At 31.9% G+C, this 20,595-nt stretch carries 16 protein-coding genes; 10 read left to right on the top strand and 6 right to left on the bottom strand.

All coding sequences use genetic code 11. From position 1 onward, the window contains the following. Positions 1 to 16: 16 nt before the first annotated feature. The 3 genes from BSD9I1_RS12725 to BSD9I1_RS12715 all read right to left on the bottom strand — a co-directional run bounded on the left by BSD9I1_RS12725 (position 17) and on the right by BSD9I1_RS12715 (position 3,081). A complete protein-coding gene (locus BSD9I1_RS12725; RefSeq protein WP_035309134.1) occupies positions 17 to 403 on the bottom strand; it encodes a GntR family transcriptional regulator in 387 nt (128 codons plus the stop codon). A gap of 234 nt (positions 404 to 637) precedes the next feature. Next, the gene (ilvA, locus tag BSD9I1_RS12720; RefSeq protein ID WP_186430624.1) at positions 638 to 1,846 is read right to left on the bottom strand and encodes a threonine ammonia-lyase; all 1,209 of its coding nucleotides are present in this window, start codon (positions 1,844 to 1,846) and stop codon (positions 638 to 640) included. A 29-nt stretch (positions 1,847 to 1,875) separates the two neighbouring features. Then, positions 1,876 to 3,081 (bottom strand): dicarboxylate/amino acid:cation symporter, encoded by a 1,206-nt coding sequence (locus tag BSD9I1_RS12715; protein ID WP_186430623.1) that lies wholly within the window; start codon positions 3,079 to 3,081, stop codon positions 1,876 to 1,878. 498 nt (positions 3,082 to 3,579) lie between these two features. Between BSD9I1_RS12715 and ptsP the strand changes: the two genes are divergently transcribed. Both ptsP and BSD9I1_RS12705 read left to right on the top strand, forming a co-directional pair. Continuing rightward, positions 3,580 to 5,298, top strand: a complete 1,719-nt coding sequence (ptsP, locus tag BSD9I1_RS12710; RefSeq protein WP_186430622.1) for a phosphoenolpyruvate--protein phosphotransferase — start codon at positions 3,580 to 3,582, stop codon at positions 5,296 to 5,298. A gap of 39 nt (positions 5,299 to 5,337) precedes the next feature. After that, positions 5,338 to 6,243: a tetratricopeptide repeat protein gene (locus BSD9I1_RS12705; protein WP_186430621.1), complete on the top strand. Its 906-nt coding sequence runs from the start codon at positions 5,338 to 5,340 to the stop codon at positions 6,241 to 6,243. 272 nt (positions 6,244 to 6,515) lie between these two features. Here the strand turns inward: BSD9I1_RS12705 and BSD9I1_RS12700 are convergent, their stop codons facing one another. Then, positions 6,516 to 6,887 (bottom strand): hypothetical protein, encoded by a 372-nt coding sequence (locus tag BSD9I1_RS12700; RefSeq protein ID WP_035309124.1) that lies wholly within the window; start codon positions 6,885 to 6,887, stop codon positions 6,516 to 6,518. 767 nt (positions 6,888 to 7,654) lie between these two features. On the opposite strand from BSD9I1_RS12700, the gene BSD9I1_RS12695 reads away from it, so the two are divergent. Then, positions 7,655 to 9,610, top strand: coding sequence for a type IIA DNA topoisomerase subunit B (locus BSD9I1_RS12695; protein WP_242966468.1), 1,956 nt, complete (start codon positions 7,655 to 7,657; stop codon positions 9,608 to 9,610). An 11-nt stretch (positions 9,611 to 9,621) separates the two neighbouring features. Further along, positions 9,622 to 12,492, top strand: a complete 2,871-nt coding sequence (locus tag BSD9I1_RS12690; RefSeq protein WP_186430620.1) for a DNA topoisomerase IV subunit A — start codon at positions 9,622 to 9,624, stop codon at positions 12,490 to 12,492. A 121-nt stretch (positions 12,493 to 12,613) separates the two neighbouring features. Here BSD9I1_RS12690 and ald read toward each other — a convergent pair whose 3' ends face one another. Continuing rightward, a complete protein-coding gene (ald, locus tag BSD9I1_RS12685; RefSeq protein WP_186430619.1) occupies positions 12,614 to 13,729 on the bottom strand; it encodes an alanine dehydrogenase in 1,116 nt (371 codons plus the stop codon). A 300-nt stretch (positions 13,730 to 14,029) separates the two neighbouring features. Between ald and BSD9I1_RS12680 the strand changes: the two genes are divergently transcribed. From BSD9I1_RS12680 to BSD9I1_RS12655, 6 genes are all read left to right on the top strand, one after another. Next, positions 14,030 to 15,196, top strand: coding sequence for an ABC transporter substrate-binding protein (locus tag BSD9I1_RS12680; protein WP_035309115.1), 1,167 nt, complete (start codon positions 14,030 to 14,032; stop codon positions 15,194 to 15,196). Between the two features lie 135 nt (positions 15,197 to 15,331). After that, positions 15,332 to 16,210: a branched-chain amino acid ABC transporter permease gene (locus BSD9I1_RS12675; protein ID WP_207653906.1), complete on the top strand. Its 879-nt coding sequence runs from the start codon at positions 15,332 to 15,334 to the stop codon at positions 16,208 to 16,210. Between the two features lie 21 nt (positions 16,211 to 16,231). Next, the gene (locus tag BSD9I1_RS12670; RefSeq protein ID WP_186430618.1) at positions 16,232 to 17,236 is read left to right on the top strand and encodes a branched-chain amino acid ABC transporter permease; all 1,005 of its coding nucleotides are present in this window, start codon (positions 16,232 to 16,234) and stop codon (positions 17,234 to 17,236) included. Next, the gene (locus BSD9I1_RS12665) at positions 17,229 to 17,990 is read left to right on the top strand and encodes an ABC transporter ATP-binding protein (protein ID WP_186430617.1); all 762 of its coding nucleotides are present in this window, start codon (positions 17,229 to 17,231) and stop codon (positions 17,988 to 17,990) included. The genes BSD9I1_RS12670 and BSD9I1_RS12665 overlap by 8 nt, the downstream gene beginning before the upstream one ends. Positions 17,991 to 17,998: 8 nt before the next feature. Further along, entirely contained in the window at positions 17,999 to 18,709 is a 711-nt protein-coding gene (locus BSD9I1_RS12660) for an ABC transporter ATP-binding protein (protein WP_186430780.1), read from the top strand. A gap of 104 nt (positions 18,710 to 18,813) precedes the next feature. Further along, the gene (locus tag BSD9I1_RS12655) at positions 18,814 to 19,293 is read left to right on the top strand and encodes an L-2-amino-thiazoline-4-carboxylic acid hydrolase (protein WP_186430616.1); all 480 of its coding nucleotides are present in this window, start codon (positions 18,814 to 18,816) and stop codon (positions 19,291 to 19,293) included. Between the two features lie 158 nt (positions 19,294 to 19,451). On the opposite strand, the gene rocF is transcribed toward BSD9I1_RS12655, so the two are convergent. Beyond that, positions 19,452 to 20,348: an arginase gene (gene rocF, locus BSD9I1_RS12650; RefSeq protein ID WP_035309109.1), complete on the bottom strand. Its 897-nt coding sequence runs from the start codon at positions 20,346 to 20,348 to the stop codon at positions 19,452 to 19,454. Between the last annotated feature and the right edge of the window lie 247 nt (positions 20,349 to 20,595).

Genomic DNA, 20,595 nt, shown 5'->3' with positions numbered 1-20,595 from the left:
TAGCCTCCTAAATTTATTAATCAATTTGATATGTTTCATTGTATAAGATACTAAGTATGTCGATTAACTCTTCTAAAGATAAGCTTATAAGCCTGCTTTCCTTAACTGCTTCACCTAGCTTTTCTTCAATTAATCTAAGCCTTTTTTCTTTTAAAAGTTCCTTATTCTGACTAGCTACAAAGGAGCCCTTACCCTGCATGGTAACAATATAGCCTTCATTTTCAAGTTCTTCATATGCTCTTTTTGTAGTAATTACACTTATCCTAAGTTCTTGAGCTAAGTTTCTTATGGAGGGAAGGGGATCTCCTTCATTTAACTCACCAATAAATATAAGCTTTTTTATTTGTTTTACTATTTGTTCATAAATTGGTTCTCCTGAAGTATTAGAAATTATTATATTCATGTAGCATACTCCTTTAAAAGCGTATAGTGTGTATATACTGTACATATATTATATTAACAGTATATACACACTATACACAGTTGTCAACCTAATAAATAAAATTTTTTAAAAATAGAATTCAAAAATGGATTTGAAAGGCTAAAAGGGAAATATGAAGATAACATAATAATTTGAACCTTTTAAGACATAAAAAAATTCCCCTTGTATAATTAGGGGAAAGAAGATTGGGTTTTACTATATTAATTTATAGCCATTTTTCTTAATATTATCTAAAATTTTATCAGAATGACTATCTGATTCAGTTGCTATTACAAGCTTTACATTAGCATAGTCAAGTCCGGCTTCATCCCAATTTTGTTCTTGACGTACTTTTATGATATTTCCGCCAAGTTTGCTTATAAGTGTTATAAGTGAACCAAGCTGACCAACTTTATCTACAAGTTGAACATCGAAGGAAATTCTTCTTCTAAGTCTAGTGAGTTCTCTTTCTATTATCTTAGAGGCCATAGCTATATCAATATTTCCGCCGCTTATTATTGAAACAACATTTTTTCCAGCATCCTTAATTTTTCCAGCAAGAAGTGCAGCAAGAGGTGTTGCACCTGCTCCTTCAGCAATAAGCTTTGACCTATCCATCAATGAGAACATAGCAAGTGCAATCTCATCTTCTGTAACTGTTACAACTTCATCTACATATTTTTTAATGTATTCAAAAGTTTTGTCACCAGGGGTCATGACTGATATACCATCAGCAAGTGATTTTGCACCAGGAACTGTAGTAACCTTTCCAGCTTCAAGGGAAGCTTTAGTAGAAGCTATTATTTCAGCTTGAACTCCGATTATTTTAATTGAGGGCTTAAGGGCTTTTGCAGCTACAGCTATGCCAGATATAAGTCCGCCTCCTCCAATTGGAGCAATGATTGTATCAACCTCTGGAAGTTCTTCAAACACTTCAAGCGCTATAGTTCCTTGTCCGGCCATAACTTCATCATCATTAAATGGATGAAGAAATGTTGCGCCAGTAGTTTTTTGCATTTCAATAGCCTTATTATAGCAATCATCATAAACTTCTCCAAACTGAACAACTTCAGCTCCATATCCTTTAGTTGCATTAACCTTAGCCATTGGTGCAGTTATTGGCATAAATATAGTTGATTTCACCCCAAATGCAGTTGCAGCATAGGCAACGCCTTGTGCGTGATTTCCAGCAGATGATGCAATAACTCCACATTTTTTTTCATCTTCAGTTAAGCAGCATACCTTGTTATATGCACCTCTTAACTTAAATGAGCCAGTTTTTTGTTTGTCTTCGCATTTTAAGTATATATTATATCCAGTGATATTGGAAAAGGTACTAGAGTAGAAAAGGGGCGTTTTTCTTGCAACTCCTTTAATATTTTCTTGTGCCTTTTTAACCATGTCAAGATTTAATTTAAGTTGCATTATAGATTTCCTCCCTTGAGCAATTTATATTATTTTGAGAAACTTGAATCGTTAGGTAGTTTTATATCTTTACTATAAATCTTATCAACTAAAATAGCTATAGCATTATCTCCTGATACATTACAAGCTGTTCCGAAGCTATCCTGTGTAATGTAAAGCGCAATCATAAGACCGAGTTGTGCTTCTGTAAATCCAAGCATTGATTGAAGTATTCCAAGTGCTGCCATAACAGCTCCTCCAGGAACCCCAGGTGCTGCAACCATTGTAACGCCAAGCATCATTATGAATCCAAGCATTTGTGGAAGCGTAAATGTAACATTATTAAGTAGCATAACTGCTATGGAACAGCAAGTTAAGGTTATTGTACTTCCTGATAGATGAATAGTTGCACATAATGGAACAACAAATTCTCTAATTGCTTTTGAAACTCCATTATTTTCAGCACATTTTAAATTAACTGGTATAGTAGCTGCTGAGGATTGAGTTCCAATGGCTGTCAAATATCCAGGGATTTGATTTTTTAAGCATGCAAATACATTTTTCTTTCTAATAGTGCATGAGACTGTAAATTGAAATAAGATTATTATCAAGTGTAATGTAATAACTACTAAAAATACTTTCCAAAATACCGAAAGAACCCTGGAAACTTCTCCAGCGTGTGTCATGTTAGCAAATATACCACCAACGTGAATAGGAAGCAGTGGAATGATTATGCCTGAGATAACTTTTTCGATTATTTTTTGAAATTCAAACGACATCTTATATAAAGTATCTCCAAGTTTTTCGTTTTTAATTGCAGCAATTCCAAGTCCTAAGATGAATGCTAGTATAAGTGCTGCCATAACGCCCATTACTGGTGGCATATCTATTTTAAAAAGTGGAGCAAGTAATTTTTCTTCTGGATTAACTGCATTTTCTAAAGTTTTAGATGAGTGAATAAAGCTTGGGAATAGTGAAGTTGCCGTAAGGTATGCCATAAATCCTGCTATTAAAGTTGAGCCATAAGCTAAAGCAGTAGTAATTCCAAGAAGTTTTCCAGCTCCGGCACCAAGATCAGCAATACCTGCCACAACGAATCCGAGGATGATTAGAGGTATTACAAATCCAAGAAAGTTACCAAAGATGGAGTTAAATGTTGCTAGTATGCTTACTATTATTGTTGGAGCATAAGCACCGATAAGTATGCCAAGTACAATGGCAATGATTAGTTTTGGAATAAGACCTACTTTTTTCATTGATTTAATCTCCTTTTAATATAATTATATTTTGCTGGATTTCATAAATCCAAATAGCAAACAATATAATAAGTTGCAGAATTGTAAAAGGATTGAATGATTGCAACACTAGTTGGAATTTTCAAATAATTATATATGCATTAGTTTTCCTATCCTATACATATATAATATCATCATTACAATTTATGGAAAAACCCCATGAAGTGCAAATTTCAAGTAAAATAAGAGTAAATAGTGGTAAAATTCAATATTATCTCTCTATTGCGTACAAATAGAGTTGGTGTACTCTGTGTAAAAACAAATGTCGTTGATAATGAATGATAAGACATCATAGTATTCTTGATAAAAACTTTTTGTGACGAATTATAGATAAAGTAAGTATTTGAAAGATTCACTGAAGTATGTATATAATAAAATTATTAAAAATTTAATTTGGCAAATTTATATGATGTAAAATTAATAAAAGATTGGTTAAAAACCTAATTTAGGGGGGATATCTTGTTTAGGGGAATAAGTGCGTCACCAGGTATTGCAATTGGAAGAGCGTTGTTATTGAAGGAGAATAAATATAAAATATTTAAAAAAATAGTAAGTGATAGCATAACAGAAAAACAAAGGTTAGAAAATGCTGTAACAAAGGCAAAAGAAGAGCTGAAAATAATTATTACAAATGCAGAAAAAAAGCTTGGCAAAGAAAAGGTGAAAATATTTGAAGCACATTTACTTATGCTTGATGATCCTGAATTTATAGGAGTTATAATATCTAAAATTTTATATGAAAATGTAAATGCTGAGTATGCAGTAAAGGTTACTTCAGAAGATATAGCTGCTATATTTGAAACTTTAGATGATAGCTATATGAAAGAAAGAGCTGCTGATGTAAGAGATGTAAGCATCAGACTTATAAATATACTAATGGAAATTAAAACAATTTCCATTAGTAATATACAGGATAAGTGTATTTTAATAGCTCATGACCTTACTCCATCAGATACAGCTCAAATAGATAAAGAAAATGTACTAGGATTTATCACGGAAATTGGAGGAGTTACATCCCATTCAGCAATCATTGCAAGAACTATAGGAGTACCAGCTGTGGTTGGATTAGAAAAAGGTTTACTTAATATAAAAAATAATGATTTGATAATTTTAGATGGAAATGAAGGATTGATAATAATAAATCCAGATGAAGGTATACTGAAAGATTATAAAGATAAGATAAGGTATCAACAAATTTTTAAGGAAGAGCTTATTAAATATAAAAATATTGATACGAAAACAATGGATGGAATAAAAGTAGAGGTATCTTGTAATATAGGTTCTATAGAAGACTTAAATTCAGCACTAGAAAATGGGGCTGAAGGCATAGGGCTTTTTAGAACAGAGTTTTTATATATGTCTAAAGGCAAGCTGCCAACTGAAGATGAGCAGTTTAATGTATATAAAGAAGTATTAGAAAATATGAATAAAAAATCTGTAATAATAAGAACGTTGGACATAGGAGGGGATAAAAATCTTTCATATTTAAAGATTGATAATGAATTAAATCCTTTCCTTGGATATAGAGCTATAAGATTATGTTTAGGTACAAAAGATATATTTAAAGTTCAACTTAGGGCACTGCTTAAAGCATCGAACTATGGGAATTTAAAAATAATGTTTCCTATGATATGTAATGTTGAGGAGATAAGGGAAGCAAAAGAGCTTTTAGAAGAGTGCAAAGAAGAACTGAAAAGAGAAAATATAGAATATGATGATAAGGTACAAGTAGGAATAATGATAGAAGTGCCTTCAGCAGCAATAATTTCTGATATTTTAGCTGAAGAAGTAGATTTTTTAAGTATAGGAACTAATGACTTGATGCAGTATACATTAGCTGTAGATAGAATGAATGAAAAGGTATCATATTTATATGACTTTTATAATCCAGCAGTCTTGAGGCTTATTAATATTATAGTAAGAAATGCAAATCAAAAGGGAAAATATGTTGGCATGTGCGGTGAAATGGCCGGAAAAAAAGAGCTTATCCCGCTTCTTTTAGGAATGGGCCTAAGAGAGTTCAGCATGAATGCATCTTCGATACTAGAAATTAGAAAAGAAATAAATGATTTAAAGTTTGAAAAGTGCATGGGATTAGCTAACAAATTAGATGACTTAAGAACATCGAAAGAAGTAAGAGAGCTTTTAAATGGTGTACCAGAACTTAGAGAAGAGTAGTTAACAGGTGCCAGATAAAATGTACTAGGAGTTGAGAAAATGATTAACGATTATAAGTATAGAAGTTATAAAAACATAGCATCTATGTTTGAAGAAAAGGGGGAAACCCTAAAATCTATAAGTTTTTATGAAAAAGCTTATAATGAGTCTTTTGGGAAAAAGGATGTAGAACTTTTGATAAAGCTGGCACTTTTATATGATGAAGTAGATGAATTAGACAAATCAGAAAATATGTATAATCAAGTAATAATTTTAAATCCTAAAGAGGCAAGAGCATATTATGGTCTTGGAACAGTTAAGGATAATATGGGTGATTTAGCAGAAGCTATAAATTTATATAAAAAGGCCATTGAGATAGATAATGATTATGAGAAGGCCTACTTTTTTATGGCAAATGCCTATGATGAGCTTGGAGAAAAGGAAGTAGCAATAGAAAATTATCTTAAAGCTATAGAGATACAACCGATGGATTTTTGGGCACATGTAAATTTAGCATCCATATATGAAGAACTTAATAATAATGAAGAAGCGCTAGAGGAAATAGAGACGGCTTTAATCATAAATGGTAATAATTATTTAGCATTATTTAATGCAGGAGTTATAAATAAAAAGCTTGGAAATATTCCAAAAGCTAAGGAGTATTACGAAAAATCTATAGAGTCTGAACCATTTTATGGATATAGTTATTTGAACTTAGCACTTTTATATAAAGTGGAAAAAGAATATGAAAAAGCTATAGAAATATTAAGTAATGGCATTAAATATAATCCAGAAGAATGCTCATTATATTACAATAGAGCATGTATTCTTTGTAATGTTGGAAGATTAGAAGAAGCAGCAGAAGACATGAGAAAGGGAATTAAGCTCTATCCTAAATTTATAGAATATGTGAAAAGAGACAAGGAACTCAGGCCAATTAAAGAATTCTTTTTTTCCAATGATTAATAATAAATAGTTAACATTTATTGTTGAAATTCAGCTAGCTTTATTTCTGAATTTAAAACATCGTATAGAGACTTCTACTGTCTGAGCAAATCGAGTTTAGAAGTCTTAGGTGTTTTAAATTCAGAAATATTAGAGCTCTTTTGCATAGTGAATGCTTGCATGATTTATAGAAATCTGTGATTTCGTTATAAATCATCACATCTCAAGCTACTGAGATGTATCATTAAATATGCAAATCTTATACTGTCAGTTCAACATTATCTTAAAATGAATTATTTTTTAGGAAGTAATGCTGCAGCTAAACGAACTATATATCGTATAGAATCCTCAGGCAGTGGGTTTGTTAAATTTAATGCAGCAAGGGATTCTTTTGAAAGTTCCATAGCTGTATCTTCTTTCATAGCATTATCTTCATCTTTATAATTAACCTCTACATATTCAACAGCTTTTCCTACAGCACGAATTATCTTTTTTACATTTTCAGGAGTAGCTTCATCTTGTGATAGAGTAGAGAGTATAAAGGATGCTATGCCAAAGTAGTCATCTTTGATACCTATTCCTTTGTCTTTTAATATATATACCAGGTAAGCTATTCCAACTACAAGAAATACTATAAGAACATATTGAAGAACGATACTTGACATAAATTTCGCCTCCTTTCCTTACTAGGAAATAATTAAGTTCCCTAGTATTTTTATATGCAAATTTTAAGTAATTGTGAAAATAGAAGGAGGGTCCTAAGTAATAAATTTTATTTGTTGTAAAAAATAGTGCTAAAGTTTATCAATTAGCATTTTGCATCATCAATTCTAGTTACCATTTTTAAATAAAGTATAAAAACTCAAATAAAACTTAAAATATTAATTATTAGATACTAACTACAAAGTTGGGGTGAGATTATGAAAATATCGGCATCAGAAGAAGTTTTAAATGCACTTAAATTAGATCTAGAAAAATCAAACAGTGAAGTGGTGAGAATTAAAATTTCAGGCTATGGCTGAGGGGGGCCAAGTCTTGGAGTTGCTCTGGATGAGCAAAGGGAAGATGACGAGATTTATGAGCTAAATGGAGTAAAATTTGCAGCCTCAGAAGATATATCTTATCTCTTAGAAAATGCAGAAATATTAAAAATTGCCTATGGATATAGAGTAAGAAGAAATATTAACTGTTAAAATTGCAGAACAATTTTAGTGATAATTAGTCAATAACTGATAATCAGTAGCCAGTAGCCAGTTATGAAAATTTTGCATAGCAAAATGAAATTTTATTGGTTTCTGGCTATTAGCAAACTGATTGGTGGATTCTGGTGGCTGGTAACTGAAAAGGCTTTGCATTTTTTAATGGGAACGTTTGTTTTATTTTTAAAATTTTGATATAATCTAAACTTGAGATGTTACAAGGGGGAATTAGCGTGGAAAAAAATATAGAAAATGCTTCAGTATATGATGTCACAGCCCTTACCTCACTTGAAAAATTAGAGCCTGTTCGTGTGAGACCAGGAATGTATATAGGATCTACAGGTACAAAGGGATTACATCATTGTATATGGGAAATTTTAGATAATGCCATTGATGAAATATCAAATGGTTATGGAGATACAGCAATAATTACTTTAAATAAAGATAAGACTGTTAGTGTTCAGGATAATGGAAGAGGAATACCTACAGGAATTCACCCTGTTAAGAAGAAATCTGGTGTAGAAATGGTATTTACAGAGCTTCATACAGGAGGTAAGTTTAATAATTCTATATATAAAACTTCAGGAGGACTTCATGGTGTTGGAGCATCCGTAGTAAATGCGCTTTCAGAGTGGCTTGAAGTTGAAGTGAAACAAAATGGAAATATATATAAACAAAGATTTGAATATGCCTATGATAAACAGTCAAAAAGAAAAATGCCAGGAACAGCTGTAACTAAACTTGAAGTAATAGGAAGTACTAAGGAAACAGGTACTAAAATTACATTCTTAGCAGATAAAGAAGTGTTTTCAACTACAGAATTTAAATTTGATGTAATAGATCAAAGGCTTCAAGAGTTAGCCTTTCAAAATAAAGGAATAACTTTAAAATTCGTCGATAATAGGAAGGAAGAAGTAATAGAAAAGGTGTATCATTCCGAAAGAGGACTTTTGGATTTTATGGATTACCTAAATGAAAGTAAAACTGTCATTCACAATCCGCCTATATTATTTGAAGGCGAAAGAGAAGTAAATGACCTTAATATGTATGGGGAAGTGTGCATTCAATTTACTGATTCTACTACAGAAAACATAGCAAGCTACGTAAATAACATTCCAACTACAGAAGCAGGAACCCATGAGACTGGATTTAAAACAGGTATGACAAGAGCATTTAAAGAATGGGCTAAAAAGCTTAATTTGCTTAAAGAAAAGGATAAGGAATTTGAGGGAGATGACCTAAGAGAAGGAATGACTGCAATTATAAGAATAAAAATTTCAAATCCTGTGTTTGAAGGGCAAACTAAAACTAAATTAGGTAATAATGAAGCCTACACTATGATGAATGATTTAACCTATACTAAGTTTTCTGAGTGGATAGAGGATAATAAAGATGTTGCATCTATTATGATAAATAATGCTATAGAAGCAGCAGCTAGAAGAGAAAAAATTAAAAAGATAAATGAAGCAGAGAAGAAAAAGATAGGAAGAGGTACAGCACCACTGGCAGGTAAAGTTGCTGTATGTACTTTAAAGGATCCTTCTTTTACAGAATTTATTGTGGTTGAGGGAGACTCTGCGGGAGGCTCTGCAAAGCAAGCCAGGGATAGAAGATTTCAAACTATCATGCCTTCTAAGGGTAAAATAATGAATACAGAAAAGCAAAAGCTTGAAAATGTATTAAGCAGTGAAGAACTTAAAATGTTTAATATAGCTATAGGTACAGGTGTACTTGATAATTATAGAGAAGAAGATTTGAAATACGATAAGATAATAATAATGTCAGATGCTGATGTGGACGGGTATCATATTCGAACACTATGGATGACATATATATATAGATACATGAAGCCTTTAATTGCAAATGGACATCTTTATATGGCTATGCCACCGTTGTATAAGGTATATAAGGAAAGCAAGGGGAAAAGCATAGTAAAATATGCATATAGTGATGAAGAACTGGAACAAGTTAAAAAAGAAGTTGGAAAGGGATATTTACTTCAAAGATATAAGGGACTTGGAGAAATGAACCCAGATCAGCTTTGGGAGACTACATTAAACCCTGAAACAAGAACGCTTCAAAGAATTACCATAGAAGATGCTGCAAAGGCTGAAAAAATGGTGTCTTTACTTATGGGGGATGTGGTAGAACCCAGAAAAAATTATATGTATAAGTACGCAGAATTTTAGGAGGGATGAGTATGGCAAAAAAGATAGATATTCCTAAGGATAATAATATAATTAATGCGCCGCTTGAAGAAGCTATGCCAGACAACTACCTTCCTTATGCTGTGGAAGTTGCAAAGGATAGAGCATTGCCTGACGTGCGTGATGGATTGAAACCTGTACATAGAAGAATAATATATGGAGCATATAAGCTTTCAGCATTTCCTGATAAGCCTTATTATAAATCAGCAAGAATTGTTGGAGATATTCTAGGTAAGTATCACCCGCATGGAGACACCTCAGTTTATGATGCTATGGTTATCCTTGCTCAAGAATTTGCAACAAGAGAACCATTAATTGATGGACATGGTAATTGGGGATCTCAAGATGGAGACAGCGCAGCAGCAATGAGATATACTGAAGCAAGAATGACAAGTATTGCCATGGAAATGATAAAAGATATAGATAAAGATGTAGTAAACATGGTGGATAACTATTCGAATTCAGAAAAAGAACCAGAAGTGCTTCCAGCAAGATATCCAAACCTTCTTGTAAATGGAACCTTTGGAATAGCTGTAGGACTTGCAACTAACATTCCACCTCATAATTTAAAAGAAGTTATAGATGGTACTTTAGCTTACATAGATGATACAAATATAGATACTAAAGGACTTATGAAGTATATAAAAGGACCAGATTTGCCTACTGGAGGTATACTAATAGGTAAAAACTCATTACAAAGTGCATATGAAACAGGTACTGGAAAGGTAACTTTAAGAGTAAAGGCAAAAATTGAAAGACTTGAAAATGGAAGACTTGGAATAGTTATAACAGAGTTTCCATATAGAAAAAACAAAGCAAAGCTTTTGGAAACCATATCTATTATGACTGCAGATAAAAAACATTCAAAGGCACTAGAGCCTATTAGCGATATAAGAGATGAATCAGATAGAACAGGAATAAGATCTGTCATAGAATTTAAGAAATCTATAGATGAAGATATGGCAGAAAAGGTTCTGAAATATCTTTATAAAAAAACAGACATGCAAAGTAACTTAAGTTTTAATATGGTAGCATTGGCAAATGGAAAGCCAGAAACATTAGGACTTAAGAGTATAATAACTCACTATGTAAATCACCAAAAGGATGTAATAACAAGAAGAACTAAGAGAGAACTTGAAATAGCGGAAAAAAGATTTCATATAGTAGAAGGTTTTATTAAAGCAATAGGTATAATGGATCAAATTATTGAGACCATAAGAGCATCCAAATCTAAAAAGGATGCACAAAAAAATCTTGTAGATAAATTTGGATTCACAGATATGCAAGCAGAAGCAATACTTGAACTTATGCTTTATAGACTTACAGGTCTTGAAATAACAGCCTTTGAAAAAGAATATAGAGAACTTGATAAAAAAATTAAAAAGTTAAAGAAGATACTCGAAAGTGAAAAAGAACTTTTAAGTGTAGTAAAAGAAGAGCTTATTGAAATAAGAGATAAGTATGGAAATGATAGAAAAACAAGTTTAGTGGAAGATGATGAAGAAGCTAAAATTGATATAGAAGAAATAATAGTAGAGGAAGACGTAGTTATAACCTTGTCTAATGAAGGTTTTATAAAAAGAGTTCCTCTTAAAACCTATAATCGTTCAAATACTGATGTGGATGAAATCGAGTATAGGGAAGGAGATTATAATAAGTTCTTAATATTTGTAAATACAAGGGATACCCTTATAGTGTTTACAGATAAAGGAAATATGTATCAAATAAGAACTATAGCTCTCCCTGAAATGAAGTGGAAAGAAAAAGGTGAAAAGATAGATGACATCATAAAGGGAATAAATTTAGAAGAAGAAAAGATAATCGATGCTTATGGAATAGATAATTTTGCTTATCAAAAGGATATAATGTTTATCACTTATACAGGAGGAATTAAAAAGACTCCATTAGATAAATTTAGTACAAATTATTCTAAACTTATGGCACTTAAACTTAAAAATGAGGACAAATTAATTAAGACATATTTAATAGATAGAGATAGAGAAGAACAGTTTATCCATGTTAAAACTGCTTTAGGCCTTAATTTTACATTAGAAGAGCCAAAACTTGAGAGTGTGGATAGAAACATATTACCTCAGCAAATGTTTAACTTAAGTTCTCAAGATGAAGTAGTTGAAATAGAAGTTGTAGAAAGCTATGAATTTAAGAACTTTCAACTGTTATTAGGTAAGGATGGTAATTTAAGAGAGTTTAAGAATGGAATTAAAAAGTATGATTTTAAAATAAGTACTAATTCTTTAGATAAAATTCTTTTATTTTTAAGTAATGGAGAAGTTATTAGAATACCAGCTTTTATGCTTCAAAATATACCAGATAAATCTATAAACCTGCTTGAAATGATGCAGCTTAATCTGAAGGAGGTAAATATTTTAAATGTAATAGCTCTAAATTCAAAAACAAAGTTTGATGAAGTACTCTTCTTTACTAAAAAGGGACTAGTAAAGAAAACTTCTTTGCAGGAGTTTAACCAAGATTATAGCATAACTACTTCATATAAATTTAAGGCAGAAGACGATGCACTATTGGCTATAGATTTTGCTAGTTCTGATGAAAAAAGTGATATTATAATAATAACTAAAAGAGCTATGTGTATAAGATTTGATAAAGAATCTGTAAGTCCTATGGGGAGAGTTGCTTCTGGGGTTACAGGTATAAGTTTAAAAGATGGTGATGAAGTTTTATTTGGAGCTGTGATAGATGATGAGCTGCAGGAATTACATTTGATATCTAAGCATGAAAATGAAACGAAGTTAGATATAGCTTCTACAAAGCCGCAAAATAGAGCAGGCAGGGGAAATAATATCATGCTGCTTGTTATGGGAGATACTTTAAAAAGCTGCGAGTAAAGCTTTGACTGGTTAATAAAAAGAAAATTTACTTCCATACGCTAAAACTCGGTAATTTAACATGTGAATTTTTTAGATTAATTATAAAGCCATGTATTCATAAAATACATGGCTTTTAAAATTATAATAATGATAATGGATCTGTATATTTCATTTTAAGACTATCTGCTACTGGTTTACTTGTTATATATCCATTATAGGTATTTAAGCCTAGTAATAGAGAAGAGTCTTCTAATAAACTCTTTCTTAATCCTTTATTTGCTATTTGAACTAAATAAGGGAGCGTTGCAGATTCTAGTGCTAAGGTAGATGTTCTAGGAACGGCTCCAGGCATATTAGCTACAGAATAATGAATGACACCATACTTTTCATAAGAAGGATTATCGTGTGTAGTGACTCTATCAATTGTTTCAATAGAACCTCCTTGATCTATGGCCACATCTACAATTACAGAGCCTTTCTTCATGGTTTTTACCATTTCTTCTGTTACTGTTTTTGGTGCACTGGCTCCAGTGACAAGAACAGCACCTATTAATAAATCTGCATTCTTTATTACACTGGCTAAATTGTATTCATTAAACATTAAAGTAGTAATTCTGCTGCCAAATATATCACTAAGGTAAGATAAACGGTGACTATTTATATCAAGAACTGTTACTCTAGCGCCAATACCTATAGCCATCTTTGCGGCATTAGTTCCAACAACTCCACCACCAATGATAACTATTTCTGCAGGAGCTACCCCTGTTGTACCACCAAGAAGTATTCCCATTCCACCATTATATTTTTGAAGTAAATTTGCTCCTATTTGAATTGACATCCTTCCCGCTACCTCACTCATAGGAACTAGAAGAGGTAAAAAGCCATTGTTTAACTGAACGGTTTCATAAGCTATGCCCGCAATCTTTTTATCTAGTAAAGCTTTTGTAAGTATTGGATTTGGGGCTAAGTGAAGATAGGTGAAAAGACTTTGGCCTTCCTTAAAAAGATTATATTCACTATCAAGTGGTTCTTTTACTTTAACAATGATATCTGAGTTATCAAACAGTTGTTTTTTATCACATAGTATTTCAGCACCCGATGAAATATACTGGTCATCTTCAAAACCACTGCCTACACCTGCAGAGGTCTCTACTAAAACAGCATGACCATTCTTAACTAATATACCTGCACCGGAAGGTGTTAGTGCAACTCTATTTTCATTATTTTTTATTTCTTTAGGTAATCCAATTATCATATTAAATCTTCTCCCTTCTCCTTAAATACTTAAATACTTTATTAATAGTCTATTTTTTATATAGTATGCTTGTACTGGTTTTCAATATAATAAAATATTACTAATATATATATAAATTTAGAAGTAAGGTTGATAAAGCAAGCAAGAATTAATGTAGTAATCATAAAGTTATATAAAGTCTCATATTATTTTTAAAATAGGGTTTATATTTGGGAGGTGCACGAAAAAGATAGGGAGAAATAGTTTTTATATTTAGTTGTAGTTTTATGAAAATAATTAATAAGGAAAGTGAGGGTATTTATGAAAAGGACTAAAAGAATATTAGCTATTGCAGCAGCGATGACGATTATAACCTCAGCAGTGCTTACGGGATGTGGAGGAAACAAGGATCAAGGTGCAAAGCAAGGGTCTAATGTGTCAGAGTATAAGATAGCTGTAGTAGGGCCAATGACAGGTGATTATGCACAGTATGGAGAAGCTTTTAAAAGAGGAACTGAAATGAAAGCTAAAGAAATTAATGATGCAGGTGGAGTTAATGGAGTAAAAATAAAACTAGAAATGTTAGATGATAAGAATGATCCTAAGGAAGCTGCAAATATTGCTCAAAAGATAGCTTCCAATAAGGATTATTTAGCTGTTGTAGGTAACTTTGCAAGTACCGCATGCCTAGCAGGAGCTCCAATATATCAAAAGGCTGGAATAGTTCAGTTGTCTCCTACATCTTCACATCCTCAATTTACTAAACAAGGAACTTACATGTTTAGAAATGTAAATACCCAAGAAATTGAAGGCCCTATTGCTGCAGAATATGCTGTGAAATTCTTAGGTAAAAAGAATGTAGCAATAATATATATAAACAATGACTGGGGGATTACTGCAAAAGATTACTTTAAGCAAGGGGTTGAAAAGTTTGGTGGTAAGATAGTTGCAGAAGAAACATTTATAGGGGGACAAACAAAGGACTTTACACCTACTATAACTAAAATTAGAGGAACAAACCCAGATATATTATTTTTAGCAGCTATGTATTCAGAAGCAGGTATGATAACTCAACAAATAAAACAACTTAATTATGATATTCAGATGATTGGAACAAGCTCATTAAATAACGAACAGCTAATAAAGCTTGCAGGAAAATCAGCAGAGGGAATGTATCTTACAAGTAATTTCTTTCCAGGAGATCCAAGTGAAAAGGTTAAGGGTTTCTTAACAAAGTTTAAAAATACTTATGGAGCAGATGCAGATCAGTTTGCAGCACAAGCATACGACTCACTAGGAATGATTTCCGAATCTCTAAAAGTATCAGGAACGGACAGAGCAAAATTAAGGGATGCTCTTCAAAATATAAAAGACTATGATGGAATAACTGGTGTTACAAACTTCAATGAAAATAGAGATGTAATAAAGACTATGGTACTTTTACAAGTAAAAGATGGAAAGTTTAATTTAATTGATATTAAGAAATAACTTGAAAACTAGGAAATAGGATAAAGGAGTTAGGCGCTAGAAATGGAGAGGATTTTGCTTGTGCAAATCTATGTACCTCCTGGCACCTAATTCCTAGTACCTTACGCCATAGCACTAAGTGATGGGGGAGTGTAGATGATACTTCAACAATTAATCAATGGGCTTACAATAGGAAGTACCTATGCACTAGTTGCAATAGGATACACAATGGTATTTGGAATACTTGAATTAGTTAACTTTTCCCATGGTTCTGTTTATATGACGGGTGCATTTATAACTCTGATGCTTTTAACTTCAGTTCATATGAATTTCTTCCTAAGTTTTGCATTAAGTATACTTATTACAGGAATACTTGGAATAATAATTGATAAAATAGCGCTATATCCTTTAAGAAAAAAAGATGCACCAAAAGTTACGTCATTAATAAGTACTATAGGTGTATCTATATTTTTACAAAATTTTATCATGATGATATGGGGATCTGAAACAAAAAATTTCCCTATGATTTTAGATTTAGGTGGCATAAATCTAGGAAATGCAAAACTCACCTATCTTCAAATAATTATATTTTGTATTTGCATATTTTTAATGACTGGCCTACAGTTTATTGTAAATAAAACTAAAATAGGTAAGGCCATGAGAGCAACTGCTCAAAATACAGAAACTTCAATGCTTATGGGCATTAATGTAAATATGATAATATCTTTAACATTTTTTATAGGTTCAGCTCTTGCATCAGTAGCTGGGACAATGGTTGGAATGTACTATCAAACAGTGGATCCTATGATGGGATTTATGGTAGGGATGAAGGCTTTTGCAGCAGCAGTTTTAGGAGGCATAGGGGTACTTCCAGGGGCAATGCTTGGAGGCATTATAATTGGAGTTATTGAAACCTTGGCGGCAGCTTACATTCATGCAGGATATAGAGATGCCATAGCTTTTGCAATCCTTATAATAGTTCTTATAATAAGGCCAACTGGACTCATGGGCAAACAGGCTCCAAAGAAAGTGTAGGTGAGAAAGGTGAAATCTACTTTGAGAAAAATTATAGAACGTATTTTAAAATATAAAAAGTTTTGTATGATTTTATTTATATTACTAGTAGTTTCAATACCGATGCTTAATTTTTCTTCCTATATTATGAGAATACTTATATTAGGTGGAATATATATAGTACTAGCACTTAGCTTAAATTTACTTACTGGGTTTACAGGCCAGGTTTCTCTAGGACATGCTGCTTTTTATGGAATAGGGGCATATACATCAGCACTACTTTCTTTAAAGTTTGGGTACTCATTTTTAATAACAGCAACTTGTGGGGGAATTATGGCTGCTATGTTTGGAGTTTTACTGGGATCCCCTACATTAAAACTTCAAGGATCCTATCTTTCAATAGTAACCTTAGGATTTTGTGAAATTGCAAGAATTATAGAATTAAATTGGATGGGTTTAACACGTGGGCCTTTAGGGATTCCAGGAATACCAAGTCCTAAGATTTTTCGATTTATCATAGAAAAGGATAGAGATTATTATTATTTAATTGTGGTTTTAATTGTAATTACAATATTTGTTATTAAAAATATTATAAACTCAAAAACAGGTAGAGCAATGATAGCTATTAGAGAAGATGATATAGCAGCAGAGGCTATGGGAATAAACATATTTAAATATAAACTTTTAGCCTTTACTATATCAGCTTTCTTTGCAGGGCTTGCAGGAAGCTTTTATGCACACTATGTAACTTTTATTGACCCACAAAGCTTTACTTTTGATGAATCAATTCAAATATTAAGTATGGTTATACTTGGAGGAATGGGAAGCATACCAGGAACTATAATAGGAGCGCTGGTGTTAGTATCTATACCTGAAATACTTAGAAGTGTTCAAGAATATAGGATGGTGCTTTATGGTATAGTGCTAGTTGTCATGATGCTTGTAAGACCTCAAGGATTATTTGGGGACATAAATCTTACGAAGATAATCAATAAGATGACCTCCAATAAAAATGATAAAGAAGAGGAGGTAGGAAAGAATGCATAAATTAGAGATTAATAATATAACTAAAAAATTTGGTGGATTAGTTGCAGTAGAAAATATAGATATGTATATAGATAATAATGAAATAATAGGGCTTATAGGGCCAAACGGAGCAGGAAAGACTACGTTATTTAATCTTCTTACAGGAATGTACACTCCAACTACTGGTGAAGTTATCTACGAGGGAAATCATATAACAGGATTAAAACCTTATACAATCACTAAATGTGGACTTGCTAGAACTTTTCAAAACATAAGGTTGTTTGGGAAAATGACTGTAATAGAAAATGTACTTGTTGGTCTTCACAGTAGATGCAAAAGTAACACTTTTGATGCTATATTAAGAACTAAAAGGCATAAGATAGAAGAAAAAGAAAATATAAAAAAGGCTTTAGAAATACTAGAAATGGTTGATTTAAAAAATAAAAGTGAGGAGCTCTCTAAAAATTTACCCTATGGTGAGCAAAGAAAGCTTGAAATAGCAAGGGCGCTGGCTAGCAATCCAGGAATTTTACTTTTAGATGAGCCAGCTGCAGGGATGAATGAAAATGAAACTGAAGAGTTGAAAAAGTTTATAAAGAGACTTAAAAAGCTAGGGAATACAGTACTTTTAATTGAACATGATATGAAACTTGTTATGAATATATGCGAAAGAATTTATGTTATAGATCATGGGCGAAAAATTGCTGAAGGATTTCCTAAGGATATTCAATGCAATGAAAAGGTTATAGAAGCCTACCTAGGAAAGGGGGTTTAAATATGCCCATTTTAGAACTTAAGAATGTCCATGTAAGTTATGGAAATATAAAAGCAGTAAAGGGAATTAATTTATATATAGAAAAGGGAGAAATAGTAACTTTAATAGGAAGTAACGGAGCTGGAAAAACAACTACCATGAAAACAATATGTGGCTTAATTAAAGCCACTGAAGGAACAATTCAATTTAAAAATGAAAATATAACAAATAAAAATACAAATCACATTGTTAAAATGGGAATCAGTATGTCACCAGAAGGGAGGCAAGTTTTTCCTAGGATGACTGTTTTGGAAAATCTTGAGATGGGTAGCTTTATAAGGACTAAAGAAGAAGAAAAAGAAGGGCTTGAAAAGATATTTACCCTTTTTCCAAGATTAAAGGAAAGAACAAAACAAATAGCTGGAACATTATCTGGTGGAGAGCAGCAAATGCTTGCTATAGGAAGAGCTATGATGGCGAAGCCACAGCTACTTCTTTTAGATGAACCATCTTTAGGATTAGCACCAATAATTGTTCAAAATATATTTGAGTTAATAAAAGAAATAAATAAAATGGGAACAACCATTTTGTTAGTTGAGCAAAATGCAAGAATGGCACTTATGATTGCAGATAGGGGCTATGTACTTGAGACAGGTAAAATAGCTTTATCAGATACCGCAAAGAATCTATTAGATAGTGATATGGTTAGACAAGCGTATTTAGGAGAAAGCTCATGCTAGGTGCTAGGTTAAAGGGCTATGAAGTAAATTAGGGTATAGATGTATATTAAAGATATAGGTAAAAATTTATATATTAAATTTAAAAAGTAAAGGTGGGGTTTATTATGGAAGAAAAAATATATACACAAAGTGAATTAACTGAGGCTGTGAGATTGGCAATACAGGATAGAGCTACTTGGTTTTATCTTTTACTTAAAGCTGGAGAGAAACAAGGAGTAGATACAGAAAAAATGGCTTATGATGCTATAACTGAGTTTGGCAAAATAAAGGGCAGAAAAATGGCAGATGCAAAAAATCCAGGAGAACTTGTGGATAAGATTTCAGAAGGCCAAGGATTTTATGCTTTTGCTATGGAAAGAGTAAAAAGTGAAGAAAAAGTAGGAGAATTAAAGTTTAGACATTGTGCACTTGTAGAAGCTTGGAAAAAACTTGGATGTTCACCAGAAGAAATAAAAACACTTTGTAAATTAGCTAGTTATGGAGACTTTGGCATTGTAAGTTGTTTCCCAGAGCTTAAACTAGAGTTTCCAGAATTGTTATCTCATGGCGATGACTGTTGTCATATGGTTATAACAAAGAGGTAAACGGTAGCCAATAAGTATGTTCAAAACATTTAGTAGGAATTAGGGGCAAGGTCTAGGGCTTATAGTTAGTAGCTAGTAACCAGTAACCGTATATGGAGGCTTTTGAGAAAAAGCAGCACTTCTATGGTTACTGGTTACTAAAAATTGTTTTGCAATTTTTATTTAATATATTTAAATGCCCAATTTAATAAATCTACACTTAAGTTTGCAGTAGCATCATTTTTATCAAGTTCTGGATTTAACTCTACAAAATCCATTGATTTTATTAATCTACTTTCTCCAAGACATTTTAATACTGTTTTAGCTTCGCCTATGGTCATACCATCTCCAACTGGAGTACCTGTCCCAGGCACAAGTAAAGAATCAATACAATCTATATCAAAACTTAAATGAACATTTTCCACGTTTTGGGATTTTAGCTTAGCTAAAATATCTTGAATTATGGAATTTATACCCTCTTCGCGAACTCTAGAAGTAGAATACACATTTAAGTTTAGCTTTTCAATAAGTTCACATTCACCTTTATCTAAATCTCTTGCACCAATTATAAAAACATTTTCAGGCTTAACTTTTGTTCCATGAAAATATAAATTAGTTAGTTCATCAAAACCTTCTCCCATTGCAGCTGCAAGAGGCATTCCATGAATATTACCTGAAGGAGAAGTTAAATAAGAATTTATATCTCCGTGGGCATCCACCCATATAACACCAAAGTTTTTATAATATTTACTAACACCTGATATGCTTCCAAGTCCTAATGAATGGTCACCACCAACAACAAGGGGGAAACTTCCGGAACTTAAAGATGCATATACCTGTTGTGCAAGATTAGTATTTACTTCGATAATAGGTTTTAAATATTTCATTTTAGGATGATGTTCATACTTCGCAGCTTCCAATACCTGCGGCACATATAAATCGCCTAAATCGTATACGTTATGATATTTGTTTAATACAGATGCTATATTTTTTTCTCTTAATTTTTTAGGACCAAATTCTACGCCTTTTTTATCGCAGCCATAAAATAGTGGTACACCAATCAAATTAATGTCCAAATAAATAACCCCCTTTACTTTAATAAATTTATAGTTCGATTATGAATTATATAACATATTCACAAAGAATATAAGGTTTTTTAAGAAATTTATATAATTAAAAATATTCTTAATTTAACATATAAGAATTATACTTATTATTAGTATGTTACTTATTTCAGAAATTACAAGAGTATAATAAAGTTAAATCAGGGAAATATCAAATTAATTTAAAAAAATTAATTTAAATTTATATAATTTATTTTCC

It is taken from the genome of Clostridium sp. BSD9I1 (assembly GCF_900185645.1).
GTDB lineage: Bacteria > Bacillota > Clostridia > Clostridiales > Clostridiaceae > Clostridium_AK.
This window is presented reverse-complemented; position numbering and strand designations above follow the sequence as displayed.

Bases quoted from the DNA above. Each gene is read 5' to 3' on its own strand.
- BSD9I1_RS12725 (WP_035309134.1), bottom strand. From the start codon at position 403: ATGAATATAATAATTTCTAATACTTCAGGAGAACCAATTTATGAACAA.
- ilvA (WP_186430624.1), bottom strand. From the start codon at position 1,846: ATGCAACTTAAATTAAATCTTGACATGGTTAAAAAGGCACAAGAAAAT.
- BSD9I1_RS12715 (WP_186430623.1), bottom strand. From the start codon at position 3,081: ATGAAAAAAGTAGGTCTTATTCCAAAACTAATCATTGCCATTGTACTT.
- BSD9I1_RS12705 (WP_186430621.1), top strand. From the start codon at position 5,338: ATGATTAACGATTATAAGTATAGAAGTTATAAAAACATAGCATCTATG.
- BSD9I1_RS12700 (WP_035309124.1), bottom strand. From the start codon at position 6,887: ATGTCAAGTATCGTTCTTCAATATGTTCTTATAGTATTTCTTGTAGTT.
- BSD9I1_RS12690 (WP_186430620.1), top strand. From the start codon at position 9,622: ATGGCAAAAAAGATAGATATTCCTAAGGATAATAATATAATTAATGCG.
- ald (WP_186430619.1), bottom strand. From the start codon at position 13,729: ATGATAATTGGATTACCTAAAGAAATAAAAAATAATGAAAATAGAGTT.
- BSD9I1_RS12680 (WP_035309115.1), top strand. From the start codon at position 14,030: ATGAAAAGGACTAAAAGAATATTAGCTATTGCAGCAGCGATGACGATT.
- BSD9I1_RS12675 (WP_207653906.1), top strand. From the start codon at position 15,332: ATGATACTTCAACAATTAATCAATGGGCTTACAATAGGAAGTACCTAT.
- BSD9I1_RS12665 (WP_186430617.1), top strand. From the start codon at position 17,229: ATGCATAAATTAGAGATTAATAATATAACTAAAAAATTTGGTGGATTA.
- BSD9I1_RS12655 (WP_186430616.1), top strand. From the start codon at position 18,814: ATGGAAGAAAAAATATATACACAAAGTGAATTAACTGAGGCTGTGAGA.